Source organism: Microbacterium sp. X-17 (genome assembly GCF_039615055.1).
This window is the reverse complement of record NZ_JBDHNI010000007.1, coordinates 85,010-105,731: the sequence shown is the minus strand read 5'-3', so window position 1 is coordinate 105,731 and position 20,722 is coordinate 85,010. Positions and strand designations below refer to the sequence as shown.

23 protein-coding genes and 1 tRNA gene are annotated in these 20,722 nt (G+C 71.7%); 14 read left to right on the top strand and 10 right to left on the bottom strand.

Going from position 1 to position 20,722, the window contains the following annotated elements; translation table 11 throughout:
• Positions 1–20 precede the first annotated feature (20 nt).
• From ABCS02_RS29500 to ABCS02_RS29485, 4 genes are all read left to right on the top strand, one after another.
• Positions 21–581, top strand: coding sequence for a YbaK/EbsC family protein (locus tag ABCS02_RS29500; protein ID WP_345839286.1), 561 nt, complete (start codon positions 21–23; stop codon positions 579–581).
• Complete coding sequence (locus ABCS02_RS29495) at positions 578–1,498, top strand: oxygenase MpaB family protein (protein ID WP_345839285.1); 921 nt, start codon at positions 578–580, stop codon at positions 1,496–1,498. The genes ABCS02_RS29500 and ABCS02_RS29495 overlap by 4 nt, the downstream gene beginning before the upstream one ends.
• Positions 1,499–1,621: 123 nt before the next feature.
• Positions 1,622–3,379: an APC family permease gene (locus ABCS02_RS29490; protein WP_345839284.1), complete on the top strand. Its 1,758-nt coding sequence runs from the start codon at positions 1,622–1,624 to the stop codon at positions 3,377–3,379.
• A complete protein-coding gene (locus ABCS02_RS29485) occupies positions 3,376–3,867 on the top strand; it encodes a PaaI family thioesterase (protein ID WP_345839283.1) in 492 nt (163 codons plus the stop codon). The genes ABCS02_RS29490 and ABCS02_RS29485 overlap by 4 nt, the downstream gene beginning before the upstream one ends.
• A 19-nt stretch (positions 3,868–3,886) precedes the next feature.
• Here the strand turns inward: ABCS02_RS29485 and ABCS02_RS29480 are convergent, their stop codons facing one another.
• Together ABCS02_RS29480 and ABCS02_RS29475 are read right to left on the bottom strand one after the other, a co-directional pair.
• The gene (locus ABCS02_RS29480) at positions 3,887–5,590 is read right to left on the bottom strand and encodes a long-chain-fatty-acid--CoA ligase (protein ID WP_345839282.1); all 1,704 of its coding nucleotides are present in this window, start codon (positions 5,588–5,590) and stop codon (positions 3,887–3,889) included.
• 10 nt (positions 5,591–5,600) lie between these two features.
• Positions 5,601–6,266, bottom strand: coding sequence for an SDR family oxidoreductase (locus tag ABCS02_RS29475; RefSeq protein WP_345839281.1), 666 nt, complete (start codon positions 6,264–6,266; stop codon positions 5,601–5,603).
• 86 nt (positions 6,267–6,352) lie between these two features.
• Here ABCS02_RS29475 and ABCS02_RS29470 point away from each other — a divergent pair, with 86 nt between their 5' ends.
• The 5 genes from ABCS02_RS29470 to ABCS02_RS29450 all read left to right on the top strand — a co-directional run bounded on the left by ABCS02_RS29470 (position 6,353) and on the right by ABCS02_RS29450 (position 9,059).
• The gene (locus tag ABCS02_RS29470) at positions 6,353–6,676 is read left to right on the top strand and encodes a DUF6412 domain-containing protein (protein ID WP_345839280.1); all 324 of its coding nucleotides are present in this window, start codon (positions 6,353–6,355) and stop codon (positions 6,674–6,676) included.
• 72 nt (positions 6,677–6,748) lie between these two features.
• The gene (locus ABCS02_RS29465) at positions 6,749–7,510 is read left to right on the top strand and encodes a YidC/Oxa1 family membrane protein insertase (protein WP_345839279.1); all 762 of its coding nucleotides are present in this window, start codon (positions 6,749–6,751) and stop codon (positions 7,508–7,510) included.
• 17 nt (positions 7,511–7,527) lie between these two features.
• The gene (locus ABCS02_RS29460) at positions 7,528–7,839 is read left to right on the top strand and encodes a hypothetical protein (RefSeq protein ID WP_345839278.1); all 312 of its coding nucleotides are present in this window, start codon (positions 7,528–7,530) and stop codon (positions 7,837–7,839) included.
• A 3-nt stretch (positions 7,840–7,842) separates the two neighbouring features.
• Positions 7,843–8,379, top strand: coding sequence for a DUF1697 domain-containing protein (locus ABCS02_RS29455; RefSeq protein WP_345839277.1), 537 nt, complete (start codon positions 7,843–7,845; stop codon positions 8,377–8,379).
• Positions 8,380–8,432: 53 nt separating this feature from the next.
• Positions 8,433–9,059: a hypothetical protein gene (locus ABCS02_RS29450; protein ID WP_345839276.1), complete on the top strand. Its 627-nt coding sequence runs from the start codon at positions 8,433–8,435 to the stop codon at positions 9,057–9,059.
• Between the two features lie 76 nt (positions 9,060–9,135).
• Here the strand turns inward: ABCS02_RS29450 and ABCS02_RS29445 are convergent, their stop codons facing one another.
• Complete coding sequence (locus tag ABCS02_RS29445) at positions 9,136–10,140, bottom strand: aldo/keto reductase family protein (RefSeq protein ID WP_345839275.1); 1,005 nt, start codon at positions 10,138–10,140, stop codon at positions 9,136–9,138.
• A gap of 114 nt (positions 10,141–10,254) precedes the next feature.
• On the opposite strand from ABCS02_RS29445, the gene dinB reads away from it, so the two are divergent.
• From dinB to ABCS02_RS29425, 4 genes are read left to right on the top strand one after another with little or no spacing between them, the layout of a single operon-like run.
• Complete coding sequence (gene dinB, locus ABCS02_RS29440; RefSeq protein ID WP_345839534.1) at positions 10,255–11,499, top strand: DNA polymerase IV; 1,245 nt, start codon at positions 10,255–10,257, stop codon at positions 11,497–11,499.
• A 59-nt stretch (positions 11,500–11,558) separates the two neighbouring features.
• Positions 11,559–11,888 carry a spore germination protein GerW family protein gene (locus ABCS02_RS29435; protein WP_345839274.1) on the top strand — a complete coding sequence of 110 codons (330 nt, stop codon included), beginning with the start codon at positions 11,559–11,561 and terminating at the stop codon, positions 11,886–11,888.
• A 42-nt stretch (positions 11,889–11,930) separates the two neighbouring features.
• On the top strand, positions 11,931–12,563 hold the full coding sequence (locus ABCS02_RS29430) for an ATP-binding protein (protein ID WP_345839273.1): 633 nt from the start codon (positions 11,931–11,933) through the stop codon (positions 12,561–12,563).
• Positions 12,560–12,826: a hypothetical protein gene (locus ABCS02_RS29425; RefSeq protein ID WP_345839272.1), complete on the top strand. Its 267-nt coding sequence runs from the start codon at positions 12,560–12,562 to the stop codon at positions 12,824–12,826. Before ABCS02_RS29430 ends, ABCS02_RS29425 begins: the two co-directional genes overlap by 4 nt.
• A gap of 82 nt (positions 12,827–12,908) precedes the next feature.
• Here ABCS02_RS29425 and ABCS02_RS29420 read toward each other — a convergent pair whose 3' ends face one another.
• The 5 genes from ABCS02_RS29420 to ABCS02_RS29400 all read right to left on the bottom strand — a co-directional run bounded on the left by ABCS02_RS29420 (position 12,909) and on the right by ABCS02_RS29400 (position 19,255).
• A complete protein-coding gene (locus ABCS02_RS29420; protein ID WP_345839271.1) occupies positions 12,909–15,110 on the bottom strand; it encodes a hypothetical protein in 2,202 nt (733 codons plus the stop codon).
• Positions 15,111–15,289: 179 nt separating this feature from the next.
• Positions 15,290–15,643 (bottom strand): metallopeptidase family protein, encoded by a 354-nt coding sequence (locus tag ABCS02_RS29415; RefSeq protein ID WP_345839270.1) that lies wholly within the window; start codon positions 15,641–15,643, stop codon positions 15,290–15,292.
• A 2-nt stretch (positions 15,644–15,645) separates the two neighbouring features.
• Positions 15,646–16,725, bottom strand: a complete 1,080-nt coding sequence (locus tag ABCS02_RS29410) for a hypothetical protein (RefSeq protein ID WP_345839269.1) — start codon at positions 16,723–16,725, stop codon at positions 15,646–15,648.
• Positions 16,726–16,800: 75 nt separating this feature from the next.
• Positions 16,801–17,592: a hypothetical protein gene (locus ABCS02_RS29405; RefSeq protein ID WP_345839268.1), complete on the bottom strand. Its 792-nt coding sequence runs from the start codon at positions 17,590–17,592 to the stop codon at positions 16,801–16,803.
• Between the two features lie 388 nt (positions 17,593–17,980).
• Positions 17,981–19,255, bottom strand: coding sequence for an MFS transporter (locus ABCS02_RS29400; protein WP_345839267.1), 1,275 nt, complete (start codon positions 19,253–19,255; stop codon positions 17,981–17,983).
• A gap of 75 nt (positions 19,256–19,330) precedes the next feature.
• Here ABCS02_RS29400 and ABCS02_RS29395 point away from each other — a divergent pair, with 75 nt between their 5' ends.
• A complete protein-coding gene (locus ABCS02_RS29395; RefSeq protein ID WP_345839266.1) occupies positions 19,331–19,921 on the top strand; it encodes a winged helix-turn-helix domain-containing protein in 591 nt (196 codons plus the stop codon).
• A gap of 41 nt (positions 19,922–19,962) precedes the next feature.
• Here ABCS02_RS29395 and ABCS02_RS29390 read toward each other — a convergent pair.
• Positions 19,963–20,038: transfer RNA gene (locus ABCS02_RS29390), tRNA-His, on the bottom strand.
• 60 nt (positions 20,039–20,098) lie between these two features.
• Positions 20,099–20,722, bottom strand: coding sequence for an oligoribonuclease (gene orn / locus ABCS02_RS29385; protein ID WP_345839265.1), 624 nt, complete (start codon positions 20,720–20,722; stop codon positions 20,099–20,101).

The following is a 20,722-nucleotide window of genomic DNA, read 5'->3' as shown; positions in this document are numbered from 1 at the left end:
CCGCGCGCTAGCGTAGGCGCATGGGCGTCTTCACACTCGGCGGGCTGACCACGGCCCCCGCCTCCTCCCGCACCGACCTGCTGGCCCCGGCCACCCTCGCGACGCTGACCGGGCTCGGCTGGCTCGACGAGGTCGGCGTCGTGGAGATCGACCCGGACGTGTCCGACACCGCCGCCACGCAGGAGCAGTTCGGGCTGACGGCCGACACGCTCGCCAACTGCGTCGTGGTCGGCGGCAAGCGCGAGGGCGTGGAGCGGATCGCCGCCTGCGTGGTGCTCGCGACCACCCGCGCCGACGTCAACAACACCGTGAAGCGACTGCTGGACGTCCGCAAGGCGTCCTTCCTGCCGATGGAGCGCGCCGTCGAGCTGACCGGGATGGAGTACGGCGGCATCACGCCGATCGGCCTGCCTCCGGAGTGGCCGCTGCTCGTGGACTCGCGCGTGGTGGCCGACGGCGTCGTGGTCATCATCGGGTCGGGCGTGCGCCGGTCCAAGATCCTGCTCCCCGGCCGGCTGCTGGGCGAGCTGCCCTCCGCGCAGGTGATCGACGGGCTCGGCCAGGAGTTCGCACCGCGATGACCGGCGCCGGCGTCGACCGCCTCCTCGGCCCGGTGCGCTCGCACCTGATCGAGACGCTGTCCGGGCGCTCCGACCGCATCCCGAGCTGGGTGCTGCGCCTGGAGGACGGCGAGGACGAGGGCTTCTTCCCCGCGGGCGGCGCCGCCTGGACGGTGCACGGCGGGATGCCGACGCTCGTCGCGGGCGTCCGCGCCCTGCTGCTCCAGGCGCTGCATCCCGGCGCCCTCGCGGGGGTGCGCGACCACTCCCGCTACCGCGAGGACCCGCTGGGCCGCCTGGCCGGCACCATCCAGTGGATCCACACGGTCACCTTCGGCAGCCGCGGCCAGGCCGTCGCCGGCTCCGAGCTGGTGAAGGCCCTGCACGAGCGCGTGCACGGCAGCTACGTCGACGGGCACGGGGTGATCCGGCCGTACACCGCGAACGACCCCGACCTGGCCGAGTGGGTGCACCTGGCCTTCACCGACGCCTTCCTGACCGCGCACGAGCGCTGGGGGTCGCCGATCCCGGGCGGCGCGGACGGGTACGTGGGCGAGTGGGCGACCGCAGGCGAGCTGATGGGCGTCACCGACCCGCCGCGCACCGCCGCCGACCTGCGCGCCCGCATCGACGCGGTGACCGACGCGGGGGAGCTGCGCGGCGGACCGGAGGTCGAGGAGATCGTCCGCTTCATCCGGCGCGCTCCGCTGCGCGGGACGCTGCGACCGTCGTACCGGGTGCTGTTCCGCGCGGCGGTCTCAACGCTGGAGTCGCGGCACCGCGCACTGCTCGGACTGCCCGTCGCCGACCGGCTGCCGATCCACCGCGCCACGGCCCTCGTGCTCGGGGGAGCGCAGGTGCTTCTGGGGCCGCAGACGCAGGCCGAGCTGGCGGCCCGGAGGCGGCTGGCGCGGCTCGCGACGACGCAGGGAGGCTGACCCCGGCCCACGGGCTGCCGTCGTCTGTGAGAACGTGCAACCCCGCGGCCCGGCTTCGGAGCTACGCTGTGCTCCGGTGGCCCGTTCACCGGTGAGCGGACCCGAGTCACCGGAGGTGTTGCCATGACATCCACGCGTCCGACCGCGCCCGACGAGGCGGGGAACAAGGGCCTGAAAGGGGGCGCGCTCGGCCTGGTGTCGAGCGTCGTGGTGGGGGTCGCCTCCACCGCACCCGCCTACAGCCTCGCCGCCAGCCTGGGCTTCATCGTCGTCGGCGGCACGCTCGCGGCCGGCGTGAAGGCGCCGGGCATCGTGCTGCTCGCGTTCGTCCCGATGTACCTGATCGCGGTCGCGTACCAGGAGCTCAACAAGGCCGAGCCCGACTGCGGCACGACCTTCACCTGGGCGGCGAGGGCGTTCGGCCCGATCACCGGCTGGATGGGCGGCTGGGGGATCGTCATCGCCGACGTGATCGTGATGTCCAACCTCGCGCAGATCGCCGGCAGCTACTCGTACACGTTCATCGGCGGCTTCGGCCTCCCCGGCGTCGCGGCGCTCGCGAACAACAACGTGGCCGTGACCATCGCCGGGTTGATCTGGATCGCCCTGATGACCTGGATCTGCTATCGCGGCATCGAGGTGTCGGCGCGCGTGCAGTACGTCCTGCTCGGCTTCGAGGTCGTCATCCTCATCTTCTTCGCGGTCTTCGCGCTGGCGAAGGTCTACACCGGCAACGCCGAGCCGTACTCCCTGATCCCGCAGTGGTCGTGGTTCAACCCGTTCACGCTCGACTTCGGTCAGACGATCGCCCCCGCGCTGCTGACGGCGATCTTCATCTACTGGGGCTGGGACACCGCGGTCTCGATCAACGAGGAGACCAAGAACCCCGAGAAGACCCCGGGCCGCGCGGCCGTCATCAGCACCCTGCTGCTGCTCGCCACCTACGCGATCGTCACCGTCGCCACTGTCGCCTTCGCGGGCGTCGGGGACAAGGGCATCGGCCTGGCGAACCCGGCGAACTCGTCCGATGTGTTCTCGGCGATCGGGCCGACACTGTTCGGCAGCGGTCCGCTCGGCTCCATCCTGCTGACGCTGCTCGGCTTCTCGATCCTGACCTCGGCGTCGGCCTCGACCCAGACCACGATCCTGCCGACGGCCCGCACGACCCTGTCGATGGCCGTCTACAAGGCCATTCCGGAGAAGTTCGCGAAGATCCACCCGAAGTTCCTGACCCCGACCTGGTCGACGGTCGGCATGGGGATCGCCTCGGCGGCGTTCTACCTGCTGTTCACCGCGATCAGCGTCACCCTGCTGACCGCGCTGATCGGCTCGCTCGGCCTGATGATCGCGTTCTACTACGGCCTCACCGGGTTCGCCTGCGTCTGGTACTACCGCCGAACGCTGTTCACGAGCTTCCGGCACGCGATCATGCGCGGGCTGTTCCCGCTGCTCGGCGGCCTGATGCTGGTGGCGGTGTTCATCTACGGGGTGATCCAGTTCGCCGCACCCGACTGGCTGACCGACGAGAACGGCAAGAACGTGACGATCTTCGGGATCGGCGCGGAGGCCGTGGTCGGCATCGGCGGCATCCTGATCGGTGTCGTGCTGATGATCATCTGGCGGATCATCCGGCCCGACTACTTCAAGGGACTCACGCTGCCGCGGCAGAGCGACGACATCGTCCTGGAGCCCGTCGCGGTGGGTGACGAGCTGCCGTTCGGCACGGCCGCCTCACGGCTCCCGGCGACCGTCATCGCGCCCGACTTCTCGAACCTCCCCGAAGGACAGACCCCGGTCAATGCGGATACGCTCGAAACGGTCGACGAGCCGGCGGACCTGCCGCCGGCCGATCCCGACCTCCCGCGGAAGGGGAGCGAGTGAGCGAACGCAGCCGAACCGTCCACTGGGAGGACCCCGCGCCGGGCGTCGCCGTCATGCCGACGATGAGCGGCCTGGCCTACCTGCAGAAGATGATCGCGGGGGAGCTGCCGCCGCCGCCCATCGCGAACCTGATGGGGATGACGCTGACGGAGGCCGAGACCGGGCGGGCGGTGTTCGTCTGCGAGCCGGACGAGTCCCACTACAACCCGATCGGGACAGTGCACGGCGGACTGGTCTGCACCCTCCTGGACTCGGCGATCGGCTGCGCGGTGCAGTCGACGCTGGCGCAGGGCCAGGGCTACACCTCGATCGAGATCAAGGTGAACTACCTCCGGCCGGTGTTCGCCGGCAGCGGCCCGCTCACCTGCAGCGCGACGGTGACCAAGCCGGGTAACCGGGTGGCGTTCGCGGACGGGGTCGTGACGGACGGGAGCGGGAAGACGGTCGCGACGGCGACGGGGTCGCTGCTGGTGTTTCCTATCGGATGAGAGGGCCGATCGGCGGAGCTCAGCCCGCCGCCGCCTCCTGCTGCGCCACCAACTGATCGCGCACCTTCCTGCGGATGACCTTGCCGACGATGCTGCGCGGCAGCTCGTCCACCTGCACGACGTGCTTCGGCACCTTGTACGCGGTCAGGCAGTCGCGGCCGTAGGCGCGGATGGCCTCCTCATCGAACGACGCGCCCGGCTCCATCACCACGGCGGCGACCACGTCCTCGCCGCCGCGGCGGTGCGGGAGGCCGACCACGGCGACGTCCGCGACCCCCTCGAAGCTGCGCAGCGCGTCCTCCACCTCGGTCGGGGACACGTTGAAGCCGCCGGTGACGATGAGCTCCTTGATGCGGTCGACGATCCGCACGAAGCCGTCCTCGTCCATCGTGACGATGTCGCCGGTGCGGAACCAGCCGTCCGCGGTGAGCACCTTGGCCGACTCGTCGGCGTTGCGCCAGTAGCCGGAGAACACCTGCGGTCCGCGGGCGAGCAGCTCGCCCTCCTCGCCGAACGCGCGGTCGACGGACGGGTCGTCCGGGTCGGCGACGCGCAGCTCGGTTCCGGGCAGCGGGAGGCCGACCGTGCCGGCCTTGCGGGTCGCGCCGACCGGGTTCGCCATCAGCACGGGCGAGCACTCGGAGAGGCCGTAGCCCTCCACCAGGTAGCCGCCGGTCTTCGACTCCCAGAGGTCCACGATGGTCTGCGGGAGGCTCATCGCGCCCGAGATCGCGATGTCGATGCCCGAAAGCGACACCTTCCGCTTCTCGGCGGCCTGCACGAGCCGCTCGTAGATCGGCGGCACGGCGGGCAGGAAGGTCGCCGGCCGCTTCTTCACGACGTCCAGCACCAGGTCGGGGTCGAACTTCGGGAAGAGCACGAGCCTCGACCCCATGCTCATGGCGAAGGTCAGGCAGAGCGTGAGCCCGTAGGCGTGGAACAGCGGGAGGACCGCGTATACCACCGAGGTGCCGCGCTCGATCGTCGGCACCCACGCACGCGCCTGCGCCGCGTTGACGGCGAGGTTGAGATGGCTGAGCATGACGCCCTTCGGCCGCCCGGTGGTGCCGCTGGTGTACTGGATGAGCGCCAGGTCGTCGCGCTCCGGGCGCGGAACGGAGGCCTTCAGCCGCCGGGACGAGACCAGCGACTCCCAGGTGACGGCGCCGGAGACCTTCGCGGTGAGCTGCTCGCGCGCCTTGCGGGCGGCGGGCACAGGGAGGCGGAGGGCGAAGCGCTTGCTCGCGGGCATCGCGCGGGTGATGTCCACCGAGATGACGGTCGTCACGCCGAGGTCGGCCGGGAGGTCCTGCACGGTCGGCACGACCTTGTCCCAGACGATCGCCACGGTCGCGCCGTGGTCCTCGAACTGGTGCCGCAGCTCGCGCGGCGTGTAGAGCGGGTTGTGCTCCACGACGACCGCGCCGAGTCGCAGCGCCGCGTAGAACGCGACGACGTGCTGCGGGCAGTTCGGCAGCACCAGCGCGACCCGGTCGCCCTTGCGGACGCCGCGCTTGCGCAGGCCCTCCGCGGCGCGGGCGATCTGGTCGCCGAGCTCGGCGTAGGTCGTCGTCGCGCCGAAGAACTCCAGGGCGACGTGCTTGCCGTACGTCGCGACCGAGTCGTCGATCAGGTGGGCGAGGGAGCCCTCCGGCAGTTCGATGTCGGCGGGGACACCCGGCGCGTAGGCGGAGACCCAGGGGCGATCGCTGTAACCACTCACGGACACGAGCCTAGGGGGCCGCGGTCAGGGTGCGCACGGCCTCCTCGATCGGGACGTCGCCGGAGACGACCTCCCAGGTGCGCCCGATGGTGGCGGGATCGGACAGGCAGACCGCGATCAGCCGGGCGACGTCCTCGCGGGCGATGGTGCCGCGCGGCACGCTCTCGCCGAGCTGCACCTCACCCGTGCCCTCGTCGAAGGTCAGCCCGCCCGGGCGCAGGATCGTCCAGTCCAGCCCGGAGGCGCGCAGCTCGGCGTCGGCGTCGCGCTTGGCCTCCACGTAGGCGCGCCACTGCGGGTCGGCGTCCTCCGCCACCGGGCCGTCGACGCCCCAGGCGCTCACCTGCACGAAGCGGCGGATGCCGGCGGAGGCCGCGGCCTCGGCGGACTTCACTGAGCCCGCGTAGTCGACCGTGCGCTTGCGGGCGACGCCCGAGCCTGCCCCGGCGCCCGCGGTGAACACCACGGCGTCGCAGCCGACGAAGGCCATGGCGATGGCGCCGGAGTCGGCCTGCTCGATGTCGAGGACGTGGCCCTCGCCGCCGAGGCGGTAGACGTCGTCGGCGTGCTCGTCGCTGCGGACGAGGCCGACGAACTCGTCCCCCCGGTCGTAGAGCACCCGCATGAGCTGCTGGGCGACTTTTCCGTGGGCTCCGACGATCGCGATTCGACTCATGCCTCCATCTTGCTCCTGTTCGGGGTCGCTCCGCTCACGGCGAACGCGCGCGCGGCCCGGCGGGCGGATGCGTTACCGTCGTGCACATGACCGGTCTGCTGGAGTTCGTGGCGCGCTTCTTCGCGCCGGGCTCCGGCCTGTCGGTGCTGTGGCACTCCGCTGCGTGGCCCGGAGGGCTCTCCGGGCTCGTCGCGCTCGCCGGCCTTGCCGGCGCGATCGGGATCGTCGCGGTCGCCGCGACGGCGGTCGTGCGGTCGGTCGCCGCGCTGGCGGCCTCGCTGCGCGTCCGCGCCGTCTGGTCGAACCCGCTGCAGCCCGCCGCCGGCTGGCTGCTGCAGAGCCAGGCCGACCCGGACGCCGACGGCCGTCCGCGCCCGAGAGCACCGGGCATCCTCCTGCCGGTCGCGTAGCCGGGCGTTTCCCGCCCGTCCCTGCGCGGCCAGACGACGTCTTCGTCCGTTCCGACAGCAGGGATACCACCCATGGACTTCTTCTCGTGGCCGCCGATCGCGGCCGTCCTCGACGCCGCCTACGGCTTCGTCACCGCCCTCTGCGCCGCCGTCGAGCCCGTCGCGGGCGCGGCCGCCGGCATCGTCGCGATCGTCGTCCTGACGGTGATCGTGCGCGCCCTCCTCCTCCCCGTCGGCGTCAGCCAGGTGCGCGCCGAGTACACCCGCCGCCGGCTCGCCCCTGCCCTCGCCGAGCTCCAGCGCAAGCACGGGAAAGACCGGGAGGTGCTCGCCCGCAAGACGATGGAGCTCTACCAGGCCGAGCGCACCTCCCCGTTCGCCGGGATGCTGCCGCTGCTCGCGCAGCTCCCCGTCATCTCGCTGGTCTACGCGCTGTTCACCCACGCCACGATCGCCGGCCACGCCAACACCCTGCTCGACACGCACGTGCTCGGCGCGCCGCTCGGCACCAGCTTCGTCGGCCTTGCCGGCGCCGGCCCGGTCTGGCCCGGGTTCCTGGTCTACGCGGGCGTGCTCGTTATCATCGCCGCCGTGACCACGGTGTCGCGGCGCGTGCTCGCGCTGGCGCAGCCGGACGGCACGCCGGCGCCGACCGGCGTCGTGCGGGCGCTGTCGTTCCTGCCGTACGTCACGGTGGTCTTCGCGGCGTTCGTGCCGCTCGCCGCCGCCGTGTACATTCTGACCACGACGGCCTGGACCGTCGTCGAGCGGGCCGCGCTTCGCCGCCTGCTCGACCCGGAGCGGGGGAGAACCGAGCCATCGACGTCGCACTGAGATGGGATGCTTGAGCCATGTGGAAGCGTGATCGTCCCCGCCCGCCCCGCGACCCCCGCGCGGCGACGCCGGCCCTGGGCGTCGGCGTGCAGGTGTACGTCGTCGAGCAGGAGCCGCCCTCGTCCGACGACTGGCCGGGGGAGCCCACCGGGGTGATCATCGCCAACGGGGAGCGCACCATGCGCTCCATCTCCCTGCCGAACGACGGCTTCACGCACTGGACCGTCGCGTTCACCGAGCCGCAGCACCGCCGCGACGGGAGCGGTCCGTACGAGACCGCCACCATCTCCGCCGTGCTGCTGGTGGCCGCCGAGCCAGCGGAGGCCTGAGCCGTGCTCGGGGTCGGCCTGATCCGCGGCATCAACGTCGGGGGAAACGCGCGCGTCGCGAAGGCCGACCTGGCGGCCGCGTTCGAGACGGCGGGCTTCGAGGACGTGGTCACCCTTCTGCAGAGCGGGAACGTCGTCTTCCGCGGGTCGGGCGCGCCCACGGCCGCGCAGGCCGGTGCGGTCACCGCGGCGCTGGCCGAGTCGTCGGGAGTGTCCGCCGGCGTCGTCCTGCTGGCGGAGGACCGCTTCCGCCGGATCGCGGCGGACAACCCGCTGGTGGACCTCGCGGACGACGACTCCCGGCTGGTCGTGACCTTCCTCGATCACGACGTCCCCGCCGGTGTGAGCGCGCCGGACGACGCCGAGCTCGCCCCGGAGGTGGTCCGGCTGGGGGACCGCGCGATCTACCAGTGGAGCCCGCTCGGCGTCTCCAAATCGGTCGTCCCGGCCGCGTTCTGGCGCGCCATCGGTCCGGTGGCGACGGGACGCAACCAGCGCACCGTCCTGCGCCTGATCGCCGAGCTCGACCGGCGCGGCTGAGCGCACGAACCGGTGCACTGCTGGAGGTCACCGGCTGCTCTTACAATGACGGCATGTTCGTCGAGGGCACCCTTCGATGGCAGGTCACCGAGGACTGTCCCTGGGACCTGCTGATCGCGCTCGCCCTGCGCGACCTCGTGGGCCTCGACAACACCCGGGAGCCCGCCCTCCCGCGGGTGTCGCCGGCCGTCGTGCCCGCCCTGCACGGGGCATCCGAGCGGAGCGGACCCGCCGCGACCCTGGCGGCGAAGGACGTGCTCGAGACCCAGTGGCACGCCCTGTTCGAGCGCGCGGCCGACCGCGAGCACCGCCCGATCACCCCGCTGCTGCAGCCTCCGCACTTCGCCGCGCTCGACCGCGCGATCGAGCTGCAGGACATCGTGCTCGCCCAGCACGAGACGGCGGCGCGGTGGGCGCGCGAGCGCCGCGCCGAATACGCCCGCGCGAGCATCGAGCACCACGCCACCCGCGCCGCCGACATCGTGGACGTGGTCCACGACCGGGAGCACGATCTGCGACGCCAGGCCGGCTACTTCCGCCTGGACATCGACGTGCTCCCGCTCGCCGAGCGCGGCGCGTGGATCGTCGGCCCGCACACCGTCGTCGTCAGCACCTCGCTGCGCGACGACTCGCAGGCGTTCCGGGACTGGTTCCGGCCGTTGGTCGCCGCGCTCGTGTGAGTCGCTCCCCGACTCGTGGGGGCGTGCGCCCTCCTCAGGCTGTGCGTGCGCCGCCTGGCGGCACGAATCGCGCGGCTCAGGCGACGCGGGAGGCGGGGGAGGTCGTCTCCGCGGGGTCGGTGACGGCGACGTCGCCGACGGCCTCGTCGATGCGGGCGAGCACGTCGCCGCTGAGCCGCACACCCGCGGCCTTCACGTTGGAGGCCACCTGCTCCGGACGCGAAGCCCCGACGATCGCGCCGGACACGTTCGGGTTCTGCAGCACCCACGCGATCGCGAGCTGCGCCATCGTCGCGCCGAGCTCGTCGGCGATCGGCTTCAGCCGCTGCACGGAGGAGAGCACGTCGTCGCGCAGGAAGCCCTTGATCGCGTTCGCGCCGCCCTTGTCGTCCGCCGCCCGGCTGCCCTCGGGCAGCGGTGCGCCCGGCAGGTATTTGCCGGTCAGCACGCCCTGCGCCACCGGCGACCAGACGATCTGCGAGACGCCGAGCTCGGCGGAGGTCGGGACGACCTGCTTCTCGATGACGCGCCAGAGCATCGAGTACTGCGGCTGGTTCGAGATGAGCTGGAAGCCGAGGTCCTTCGCCAGCGCATGCCCGGCGCGCAGCTGGTCGGCCGTCCACTCGCTCACGCCGATGTAGAGCGCCTTGCCCTGCCGCACGATGTCGGCGAAGGCCTGCATGGTCTCCTCCAGCGGCGTCTCGTAGTCGAAGCGGTGCGCCTGGTAGAGGTCGACGTAGTCGGTGCCGAGCCGAGTGAGCGAGCCGTCGATGGACTCCAGGATGTGCTTGCGCGAGAGCCCGGTGTCGTTGTGACCCTTCGGGCCGGTCGGCCAGTAGACCTTGGTGAAGATCTCCAGCGACTGCCGGCGCTGGCCCTTCAAGGCGTCGCCGAGCACCTGCTCCGCGGCGGTGTTCGCGTACGCGTCGGCGGTGTCGAAAGTGCTGATGCCGGCGTCGAGGGCGGCGTGGACGCACTGCGTCGCCGTCTCGTTCTCGACCTGGGAGGCGTGCGTGAGCCAGTTGCCGTAGATGATCTCCGAGATCTTGAGACCGGAGTTGCCGAGGTATCTGAATTCCATGCCTCCACGCTAGCCCCGGGTCCCGGCAGCCGCAGAGCGGATGTCGTGGCCGGATGGGAGGATTGCCCAGAGGAGGTTTTGACAGTGGGCAAGACGGACGGCAGCGACCGGCGGGTGACGACCGCCGCGGTCGACGACGCCGACGCCACGATCCTGCACGTCGACATGGACGCCTTCTTCGCCTCCGTCGAGCTGCTCGACCGTCCGGACGCCCGCGGCAAGCCCGCGATCGTCGGCCACGCCGGCGGCCGCGGGGTGGTCACGAGCGCGACGTACGAGGCGCGCCGGTTCGGCGTGCGCAGCGCTATGCCGGTCTCGCAGGCGCTGCGGCTGTGCCCGACCGCGATCATCCTGCCGCCGCACTACGAGAAGTACACCGAGTACTCCGGCAAGGTGATGGACATCTTTCACGAGGTGACGCCGCTGGTCGAGCCGCTCAGTATCGACGAGGCGTTCCTCGACGTCGCCGGCGCCCGGAGGCTGCTGGGCTCGCCGCGACGCATCGCCGAGCTCATCCGCTCGCGCGTCTTCGAGGAGACCGGCCTCACCTGCTCGGTCGGCGTCGCCGGCACGAAGTTCATGGCCAAACTCGCCTCCGGCCACGCCAAGCCGGACGGCCTGCTCGTCATCCCGCCGGCCGACACGGTCGCCTACCTCCGCCCGCTCCCGGTCGGCGCCCTCTGGGGCGTCGGCGCGAGCACGCAGTCCTCCCTGGAGCGGATGGGCATGCGCACCGTCGCGGACCTCGCCGACGCGCCGCTGACCGTCCTGCAGCGCGCGGTCGGCGACGCGACGGCGCACCGGCTGCACGAGCTGGCCAACGGACGCGACCCGCGCCGGATCGTCACCGCCTCCCGCGAGAAGAGCATCGGCCACGAGAACACCTTCTCGGTCGACGTGGAGGACGCGGACACCCTGCGCCGCGAGCTGCTGCGGCTCTCCGGGCGGGTCGGCGAGCGGCTGCGCAAGCACGGGATGGTCGGCCGCACCATCGCGCTCAAGGTGCGCTTCTCCGACTTCCGGACCATCACCCGCTCGCGCACCCTCGCCGAGCCGACCAACGTCGGGCGGCGGTTGTTCGAGGAGGCCTGGGACGTGTTCGAGGCGCTCGACCTCCGCCTGAAGGACACCCCGATCCGGCTGATCGGCGTGCGGGCCGAGCAGCTCGCCGACGCCGGCGGCGACGCGCTCGCGCTCTGGGACCCCGACGAGGAGTGGCGGGAGGCCGAGCGCACGCTCGACGCGGTCAGCGCGCGCTTCGGCCGCGGCTCGATCGGGCCGGCCTCCCTGGTGCGGAGGTCGCGCGACGCCGAGCAGGCCGAGCGCGACGGCCGCAACCCGCGCTGGCTGAGCGACTAGCGCCCCGCCCGGGCACAACCGCCCTGGTCACGCCGGGGACCGCCGGGTACGGTGATCCCATGACCCAACTCTCCCTCAAGCTCGCCGAGACGATGAGCTCCTCCGGAATCAAGTCGGTCTACGGCGAGCCGATCGTCGTCGACGGCACCACGATCGTCCCCGTCGCCGCGGTGCAGTTCGGCTTCGGCGCGGGAGAAGGCCCCGGCGACGACTCCGCGCCGGGAGGTGCGGGAGGCGGCGGCGCCGCCGTCCCGTTCGGCGCGTACATCAGCGACGAGACCGGCGTCCGGTTCCGGCCGAACCTGATCACGCTGCTCGCGGTCGCCATCCCGTTCGTGTGGGTGGCCGGCCACGCTTGGGCGCGCGTCATCCGCGCGCTCAAGCGGTAGCACGCACGCGCGCAGCCGCCCGGCGGTCTACACTCGACAGGAATGTCCTGGGATCCTGACGAGCTGCCGGAGCTCTGCGAGCTGCTCGGCGCGGTCGCGGCCGCCATGGAGGCGACCGGGGGAGAGGCGGCCCCTGTCGTCCTGATCGACGGCCCGAGCGGTGCGGGGAAGAGCTCCCTCGCCGATCTGCTCGTGCGGCACTGGCCCGGCGCCGAACAGCCCCGCCTGGTCAGGATGGACGACCTCTACCCGGGCTGGGACGGCCTTCTCGCCGCGAGCGAGGCGCTGGCCGTCGACCTCCTGGAGCCGCTCGCCCTCGCCGGGCGCGGGCGCTGGCGGCGCTGGGACTGGGCGGGCGGCCGCCAGGCCGAATGGCACGACGTGGCGGGCGCGGCGCCGGTGGTCGTGGAGGGCTGCGGCACGCTCGCCGCCGCCAACGTCCGCTGGGCGCACCTCGCGATCTGGCTGGACGCCGACGACGGCCTCCGCAAGGCGCGCGCGCTCGACCGCGACGGCGAGACGTTCGCGTCGCACTGGGATCAGTGGCAGTCCGAGTTCGAGGAGTACCTGGCCCGCGAGGACCCGCGGGAGCGCGCCGATGTCGTGCTGGACGTCACCGACTGGCCGATCGGTTCTGCACCCCGGCATCCCTCGGGGTCTACGGTGGTGCCATGAGCGAGACATCCCACTCGGACCCTGAGTACATCGTCGAATACGCGGACGGTCCCCTCGTCGGAACGGCGGAGCGGCGCTACCTGGTCGGCGGGAAGGTGGACGACCGGATCGGGGCGGTGGCTGCCATCGAGGGCCTGGAGTCGCTGTTCTGGTACGTCGCGGGCGAGGAGCGCACCGTCAACGGCGAGCGTCACGTCTCGTACCACTTCGACGCTCCCGACAGCGACCCGGTCGAGACCGACAAGGACGAGGAGTCGCTCTAGCGGCTCGCGACGATGCCCCGGGAGTCGGTGACTCCCGGGGCATCGTGCGTCGGCGGCTCAGCCGGACCGGCGGCTCAGCCGCTCAGCCCTGCTTGCGGGCCGTCCTGCGTCGCGCCATCACCGCGAGTCCGGTGCCGGCGAGGGCGAGCAGCGCGGCCAGCGGCGCGAGCCACGACAGCACCTCCATGCCGGTGTCGGCCAGCGGGTTCCCTGCGGGCGGGTTCGCCGCAGGCGGGTCGGCCGCAGGCGGGTTGGCCGCCGGCGGGTTCTCGATGGGCGCGTGGATGGTGTCGACCACGGCCGTGGACGCGGCGGACCGGACTGCCGCGCCGGTCGGGTCGGTCGCGTCGGCCACAGCCGTGTTCGTGATGCTGCCTGCGGCGTAGTCGGCGTCCGTGGACTCGTAGTCCGCCGTGCAGGTCAGCGAGGCTCCCGCGGCCAGCGTGGTGTCCGCCGGGCACATCACTGTCAGGGGGCCCCCGCTGCCGGAGAAGCTCTGCTCGGTGATCCCGACGGCCGTCAGGGTCACGTTCCCGGTGTTCGTCACCACGAACGAGTAGGTGATCGGCTGTCCGGCGCCCGTGATGCTGGTCGGGTCCGCCTTCTTGTCGAGGGTCAGACTCGGTGCTTGGGCGGCGGTCACATCCGCCGTCGCCGCGGGGCTGCTCACCGCTCCGGCCACCGCGTCCTGGCCGCCAGCGACCGCCGTGTTCGAGATGGTCCCCGCGTCGATGTCGGCCGCGGTCGCGTCGTACGACGCGGTGCACTGCTCGCTCGCCCCGGGCGCCAGGGTGGTGCTCGGGCAGTTCGGAACCGGGGCGGTCCCCGTGCCGGTGAAGGCCGTCTCGGTGACGCCGACGCCGGTCAGGGGCGTGTTGCCGGTGTTGGTCACGGTGTAGGTGTACGTCACCGTGTCGCCGGCGTCCGCGATCGTCGCCGGGCTCGCCGTCTTCGTCAGCGACAGCGACGCCGCGCGCGGGGTGTTCGTGAACGTGCAGACCACCGAGGGCGACTCACCCGCATAGGTCGCCAGCGGGAACGAGACGGAGGTCCCGCTGCCGGTGATCGGGAACTGGGGGTTCCCCGGGTTCACCGAGTCGACGCAGGAGTACGTCGAGAGGTACTGGGCCAGGTTCGTCGTGCCCGCTGCGGTCTCGGTGGCGGTGTACGTGTCGCCGAAGCGGGCGAGGGCGGGTCCGGCCTGGAGGAGGCGGCCGTCCGTCGTCTGCTGCAGCCCGTTCGCGGTGCCCACCGTCACGGCCGTGGCGGGGAGGCTGACCGTGGGGCCGGTGACGCTCAGTGCGAACTGATCCGTCGCGTTCACGCGGGACACGACGTTCTTCTGGGCGCTGACGGCCGGGGGGAACGCGCAGCTCGCGAGGTCGACGAGGCCGGTGCCGGACGGACCGGTCTGCGACGCGGGCAGCGGTGTCAGGTTGCCGTCGGAGGAGCCGGTGCCCGGGTCGATCGAGAAGATGCCGTTGGTGCTGCCCTGGCTCAGGTAGAGCGTCCCGCTGCCGTCGAAGGCGATGCCGTTGACCGCGGCGCCGCCCGGGACGGTGAACGTGCTCAGGGTCGCCGGAGTCAGCGTCGCGGCCTGCGCGGCCGTCTTCGGGAGAGGGCCGCTGATCGCTTCGAGCGAGCCGTCGGTGGTCGACGAGAAGACGAGGTAGAGGTTGCCGCCGCCGTCGAAGGCGATGTCGCCGTTGTTCTGCCCCGGCACCGCGGGGAAGGTGAGCAGCGGCGTCGGGCTGACCAGCTGATCCGTCGTGGTGTCGAAGCCCCAGAGCTGACCCGTGACGCCGTTGGAGCCGACGTCTCCGAAGTAGTAGATCCCCGTGATCGGGTCAACAGCGCCGACCGTGACGCCGCTGCCGGGAGCCGGCTTGCCCTGGTACGCGAGCCAGTTCCCGCTGGCGGCGTCGTAGCTTTCGATCACCGTGCCGTTGTCGGAGGCCATGAACGCTCCGGTGCCGCCGACGGTGAGGCCGAGCCCGTTCGGGTTCGTCCCGGGGAACGAGCTCGTGGACGCGACCGTGGCGGCGAGCTGCGCGCCGCCGACGGACGTGTCGTCGATGCGCAGCAGGTCGGCGACGTCCGGAGCCCCCAGGGTGCCGGGCACAAGGCCGTAGATGGAGGTGCCGGAGCAGTCGAGAGCGCCCGCGGCCGAGGCGGGGCCCGCCGGTCCGGAGGTCGCGGCGAGCGACACCAGGACTCCGACGACCGTCGCGAGGATCAGTCCGGGGCGAACCGCGCGTTTCACGGTGTTCGCGGATGTGGGCATTGCCACCCTTTCGTTTCGTTGCGTGGCGCTCCCCGCGTGAGACGAGTCGCGTGAGGGGTTTATAGCAACGAGGTGAGGGCGGTATTCCGGTGTACTCGGACTCCGGCTGCGCGGAATTCCGGAGGATTCACCCGCGCGTTAGCACGAGGTGCGCGCGGAAGCGTGTCCCGGGTGCGGCGTCAGGCCCAGCCGAGCTCGTGCAGCCGGTCGTCGTCGATCCCGTAGTAGTGCGCGATCTCGTGCACGAGCGTCACGTGGACCTCCTCGCGCAGCTCGTCCTCGTCGGCGCAGATCGACAGCAGCGGCTCGCGGTACAGGATGATGCGGTCGGGCATCTCGCCGAAGCCGTACGCGTCCCGTTCGGTGAGGGCGACGCCGTCGTAGAGGCCGAGCAGGTCGAGCGAGCCGTCCTCCGGGCGGTCCTCGACCACGAACACGACGTTGTCCAGCCCGTCGATCATCTCGTCCGGCAGCCGGTCGAGTTCGTCGGTGACGAGCTCCTCGAACGCGTCGGCGTCCAGGTGCAGCGGCATCGTCACCAGGCCTCGGCGACGGCGGCGTGCAGGTCGAGGAGGGCGGCCGTCCGCTCCGAGGGTCCCCGGCCGAAGCCGCACTCGGTCGCCACCCCGAACCGTGGCCGCGCGGTCGCCGCCGCCGCAGCACGGCGGCGGGCGCCCTCCACGCCGTCCTCATGGTGCAGGAGGCCGAGGTACAGCTCGGTCGACTCGGGCAGCTCCAGGGCGGCGAGGGGTGCGAAGTACTCCGGGTTGTCGCGCTCGATCGGCACCGGGAGGTGGAAGAACGCGATGGGCCGCGGCGCGTCGGCCAGGATGCCGGCGATGACCGCCGCCAGGTTGCCGGCGTCCGCGGGCTGCACGAAGTGCTGCTCCTCGACGTCGCCGTAGCAGAGGTGGTAGCCGACCTCCACGTCAGCGGGAACAGCGGCGGCCTGGCGCACGGAGCGCTCCACGACCCCGGAGAGCACCCCGGCCGTGCCCGGCTCGGCGAACCACGGCTCGATGCGCCCCTCCAGGAGCGCGAACTCCACCGCGGTGTCCCACTGGATCGCGAGGTCCTCGTGCGGGATGCCGTCGAGGATGCGCGTCAGCTCGCCGAGGAGCGCGCGCTCGTACGCCGGCTCCAGCGCGGCCCGGTCGCCGGGCACGACGAAGGCGCCGATCACCGCGGCCGGGGTCGGCAGCGACACCTGGAACCGGGTGCCCTGAGCGATCGTTCCGGCCTCCCGGAGCCGCGCGAACTCCGCGTAGGAGGCCAGCGCGGCCTCCGCGTAGCCGAGGTCGGGGAAGACCAGGTCGCCCGGCGCGACGCCCGCGTCGAGCTGGAACGGCCGGCCGTCGAAGATCCCGCGCAGGTAGTACGGCTCGACCGGGATGCGGGACAGCCCGGCCATCGTGTCGAACCGCGCGGTCTGGAACTGGATCCAATAGAACCGCTCGCCCACTTCGCCGTCGGGGATGCGGCGGAGCCGGTCGCCGAGGTGCTCGCTCACGGCGCTGAAGACGGCTCCGGCGTCGGGCAGGTTGACGCTGCCGACGAGGTGCGCTCCGCGGATCTCGGGGACGACGGGGGGGACGGGGGCCGGGCCGGTGCTCACCTGGGCGAGTCTACCGGCGCGGCCGCCGTCCCCGGTGTCGTCGGGAGCGTTGGGGTCGTGGAGTATCGAACCGGCTCAGTACCAGTTCATGGCCTCCGAGTGGCTCCACGCGGAGCACGGGGTGCCGTACGAGCCCTTGATGTAGGAGAGGCCCCACTTGATCTGAGTGGTCGCGTTGGTCGCCCAGTCGCTGCCGAACGTGGCCATCTTGCTGCCGGGCAGCGCCTGCGGGATGCCGGTCGCGCCGCTGCTGCCGTTGGAGGCCTGGTAGTTCCAGCCGGACTCCTTGGTCCACAGGTTGTCCAGGCACTGGAACTGGTCGGAGCCCCAGCCGTAGGAGCTGGCCATGATGGACTGCGCGGCGGTCTTCGCGCCGCCCGGGGTGTTGGCGTTCGCCTGGGCGGCGGCGGCTGCGGCAGCAGCGGCGGCTGCGGCGGCCGCGGCCTTCTGGTCGGCGGCGACACCGGCGGCGGCGAGGGCCGTGGTGGCGGCGTCGGTGGTGTCGATCTGCGCGCGGAGCTTCGAGTCGTCGAGCTTCTTGAAGTTGCCGAGACCGGCGATCGCGGTCTTCGCCGCAGTCGTGTCCGCCTTGGCGGCGTTCGCCTGCACGGTCGACTGCGCCTTGGTCAGGGTCTGCTGTGCGATGCCCTCCAGGCGGTCGCGCCAGAGCTTGTCGTAGACGCCGAGCTGGTCGTGGTGGATCCCGGTGGACTGGGACAGTTCGCGGGTGGCGCGTTCGCTCTCCTGCTGCTGGGCGACCATCGGGGCGACGATGCTGGCCGACATGATGATCGCGGCGGCGCCGGTGAGGACGCGACCGAAGGAGAGGTTGGATGAGCGGACGACGTGGCTGAGAGTGCTGAGCATAGATTTCCTGGGTCGGGCTTCCCCGCCGAGCCGCGCGGCCTCCCGGTCGGGAGGCGCACGGCTGAGAGCGCTCCCGGGGGAGAGCGCTCGGACGGGCTGGCAACCGCGCCGGGACGCACGGAAGCGCGACTGGACCGGGTGGTCCCGAGGCGCGGCGTTCGACGCGGGTGTGCCGCACCAGGATTTCGGGAGTGGCGTCCGGGGTTCGGGGGTTGGACGCACGGCGCAGCACGGACAGCATTCACCGCTGTCGATCGACCAGGCTAGACGCCTACTCTGGACGACTCGGGCATGAACGCTGGCAAAGTCGTGTGCGCGCGCCCTCACGACGTCGTTCCGCAGGCCTGGTGGCGCCTGAACCTGGCAGTCCGGTGTGTGCCGGCGCGGGTCAGCCGCCGAAGGCCGCGTGGTCCCGCTCGTCGGCCTCCTCGGCCGCCGTCTCAGCCGCTGCCATCCGCGCGTCGGTGACCCAGATCATCCCGATCAGCATGGCGAGTGCGACGACACCCATGCTCAGGAACACCGCGGGGATGCCGAAGAACTGGGCGATCACGCCCGCCGCGGCGGCGCCGAGCGGCATCGTGCCCCACGCGAGCAGGCGGTAGGCGGAGTTCAGCCGGCCGAGCAGCCGCTGCGGCGTCACGCGCTGCCGGAGCGAGACCGTGATGACGTTCCAGATCGAGACCGTGACCCCGCCGAGGAGGAATCCGGCGCCGATGATGTACGGGTTCGTGGTGAACGCCGGCGTCGCGACCGTGAGCAGCGAGCCGAGGACCGTGAGGGTGAGCGCTTTCGAGCGGCCGAGCAGCCGCTCGGCGGGCTCGGCCAGGAACGTTCCGGCGACGCTGCCGAGCGCCGACGCGGTGAGCAGCAGGCCGTAGCCGGGATCGGTGAGCTTCATCGCGGAGGAGGGGCCGACCGCGTACAGCACGAACACCGTGAAGACGGCGCTGCTGGCGAAGTTGAAGCCGCCCACCATGACCGCGAGCGTGCGCAGCAGGGTGCTCCCGCGCAGGAACCGCAGCCCCTCCACGATGTCGGCGCGGATGGTGGTGGTGCGTGGATGGTCGGTCGTGAAGCGCCCGCGGACGAGCAGCAGCATCCCGATCGCGGCGACCCAGAGCAGCACCGGCGTCCCGAAGGCGAGCCCGACTCCGGCCGCGACCAGGAAGCCGCCGAGCGGAGGCCCGACGAACTCGTTCGTGGTGAGCTCGGCCGCGTACAGCCGGCCGTTCGCCCGGGAGAGCGCGGCCTTGTCCACGAGCTGCGGGAGGATCGACTGCGACGACGTGTCGTAGACGGTCTCCGCCACGCCGATGCAGACCGCCGCGGCGTAGAGCAGCCAGATCGACCCGACGCCCGCGACGGCCGCGAGCGTGAGGAACCCGAGGAACGCGGCCCGCGCGAGGTTCGCCACGAGCATCAGCCGCCGCCGGTCGTACCGGTCGGCGAGGGCGCCCGCGAGGAGGGCGAACACCAGCCACGGCAGGGTGAAGGCGAAGGTGAGGCCGGCGATGAGCGCGGGGGAGTCGGTGTAGCGGATGGCGACCAGCGGCAGCGCGACCTTCATCACCCCGTCGGCGAGGTTGGAGAGGGCCGACGAGGTCCAGAGCCTCCAGTAGCGCGAGCCGAGGGGAGCGGATGCCGCACGTTCCGATGTCACGGGGACAGCCTGACACGCTGATTGAGAAAATTCAATCGACATCAAGAAACTCAATCATGCGGGTATCCTCGGGGTATGTCAGCCCAGTCGTCCGAGTCGCAGACACCCGAGGAGGCCGCGCGCAGCGTGCCCGGCCCGTCCGCCGACCCGGACGCCAAACGCCGCCCGGCCTCCGTCGCGGAGATCAAGGCGCTCTCGCATCCGCTGCGGGTGCGCATCCTGCGCCTGTGCGGCGACCGCGAGCTGACCAACAAGCAGCTCGCCGACCGGCTGGGGGAGGACGCGGGCACGGTCTATTACCACGTCCGCCAGCTGGTGGCCGCGGGCTTCCTGGAGCCGGCGCCGGTGCGGTCGGGGGAGAGCGGAGCGCTGGAGAAGCCGTACCGTTCGACCGGCCGGAGCTGGTGGCTGTCGATGGCGCTGGACGAGCAGGACCCCAGCCGGACCGTGGCGCCGGTGGAGGCCTTCCAGCAGGAGCTCGCGGAAGCCGGCCCCGCCTCCATCGCGACGTTCGCGCGCTTCTCGCTCCACCTGTCGCCCGAGGACGTCGCGGAGCTGGACCGCCGCATCGTTGCCGTCATCGACGCGTACGTCGAGACGGACCACGAGCGCAGCCACCTCCCGGCGCACGGCGGCATCTTCGTCGTGCACCGCAGCGCCGACTGAAACGCCGAAGGGCACGTCTCACGACGTGCCCTTCAGCAAATTGGGGTGAGTAACGGGGCTTGAACCCGCGACCTCCTGGACCACAACCAGGCGCTCTACCAGCTGAGCTATACCCACCATGTTCCGCGGTCGGAGGTCATCCGGGATGACCGTTCCTCGCGAGGCAACTCATCAATTCTAGTACATCTTGGCGGCCCATTTTTCCACCACACCCGCAGCCGCCTCCTGGGTCTGCTCGGTGGTGGGTCCCGGCTCGCCCACGAAGGCCGCAGCGCGGTAGTAGTCGAGCTCGCGGATCGACTCGAGGATGTCGGCCAGCGCGCGGTGGCCGCCGTTCTTCTCGGGGGCGTTGAAGTAGATGCGCGGGTACCAGCGCCGGGCCAGCTCCTTGATGGAGGAGACGTCGACGTTGCGGTAGTGAAGGTGGGTGTCGAGGCGCGGCATGTACTTGGCGAGGAACATCCGGTCGGTGCCGATGGTGTTGCCCGCGAGCGGGGCCGTGCGTGCCGTCGGCGCGTACTTGAGGACGTACTCCAGCACCTCGTACTCGGCCTCCGCGAGGCTCTTGCCGTTCGGGATCTCCTCGATGAGGCCGGAGGTGGTGTGCATGTCGCGCACGAAGTCGTTCATGTTGGCGAGCGCGGAGGCGTCCGGCTTGATCACGATGCTGAGCCCCGGGTCGAGCACGTTCAGCTCGAAGTCGGTGATGACCACCGCGATCTCGACGAGCTCGTCGACCGCCAGGTCGAGTCCGGTCATTTCGCAGTCGATCCAGACCAGTCGATCACTTGAGGCAGCCAT

What these genes read in the sequence shown, in the direction of transcription:
- ABCS02_RS29425 (WP_345839272.1), top strand. Translation starts at nt 12,560, where the DNA reads ATGAGCGAGACATCCCACTCGGACCCTGAGTACATCGTCGAATACGCG.
- ABCS02_RS29470 (WP_345839280.1), top strand. Translation starts at nt 6,353, where the DNA reads ATGACCGGTCTGCTGGAGTTCGTGGCGCGCTTCTTCGCGCCGGGCTCC.
- ABCS02_RS29420 (WP_345839271.1), bottom strand. Translation starts at nt 15,110, where the DNA reads ATGCCCACATCCGCGAACACCGTGAAACGCGCGGTTCGCCCCGGACTG.
- ABCS02_RS29460 (WP_345839278.1), top strand. Translation starts at nt 7,528, where the DNA reads ATGTGGAAGCGTGATCGTCCCCGCCCGCCCCGCGACCCCCGCGCGGCG.
- ABCS02_RS29435 (WP_345839274.1), top strand. Translation starts at nt 11,559, where the DNA reads ATGACCCAACTCTCCCTCAAGCTCGCCGAGACGATGAGCTCCTCCGGA.
- ABCS02_RS29430 (WP_345839273.1), top strand. Translation starts at nt 11,931, where the DNA reads ATGTCCTGGGATCCTGACGAGCTGCCGGAGCTCTGCGAGCTGCTCGGC.
- ABCS02_RS29415 (WP_345839270.1), bottom strand. Translation starts at nt 15,643, where the DNA reads ATGCCGCTGCACCTGGACGCCGACGCGTTCGAGGAGCTCGTCACCGAC.
- ABCS02_RS29395 (WP_345839266.1), top strand. Translation starts at nt 19,331, where the DNA reads ATGTCAGCCCAGTCGTCCGAGTCGCAGACACCCGAGGAGGCCGCGCGC.
- ABCS02_RS29490 (WP_345839284.1), top strand. Translation starts at nt 1,622, where the DNA reads ATGACATCCACGCGTCCGACCGCGCCCGACGAGGCGGGGAACAAGGGC.
- orn (WP_345839265.1), bottom strand. Translation starts at nt 20,722, where the DNA reads ATGGCTGCCTCAAGTGATCGACTGGTCTGGATCGACTGCGAAATGACC.
- ABCS02_RS29405 (WP_345839268.1), bottom strand. Translation starts at nt 17,592, where the DNA reads ATGCTCAGCACTCTCAGCCACGTCGTCCGCTCATCCAACCTCTCCTTC.
- ABCS02_RS29475 (WP_345839281.1), bottom strand. Translation starts at nt 6,266, where the DNA reads ATGAGTCGAATCGCGATCGTCGGAGCCCACGGAAAAGTCGCCCAGCAG.
- ABCS02_RS29450 (WP_345839276.1), top strand. Translation starts at nt 8,433, where the DNA reads ATGTTCGTCGAGGGCACCCTTCGATGGCAGGTCACCGAGGACTGTCCC.
- ABCS02_RS29495 (WP_345839285.1), top strand. Translation starts at nt 578, where the DNA reads ATGACCGGCGCCGGCGTCGACCGCCTCCTCGGCCCGGTGCGCTCGCAC.
- ABCS02_RS29445 (WP_345839275.1), bottom strand. Translation starts at nt 10,140, where the DNA reads ATGGAATTCAGATACCTCGGCAACTCCGGTCTCAAGATCTCGGAGATC.
- ABCS02_RS29465 (WP_345839279.1), top strand. Translation starts at nt 6,749, where the DNA reads ATGGACTTCTTCTCGTGGCCGCCGATCGCGGCCGTCCTCGACGCCGCC.
- ABCS02_RS29500 (WP_345839286.1), top strand. Translation starts at nt 21, where the DNA reads ATGGGCGTCTTCACACTCGGCGGGCTGACCACGGCCCCCGCCTCCTCC.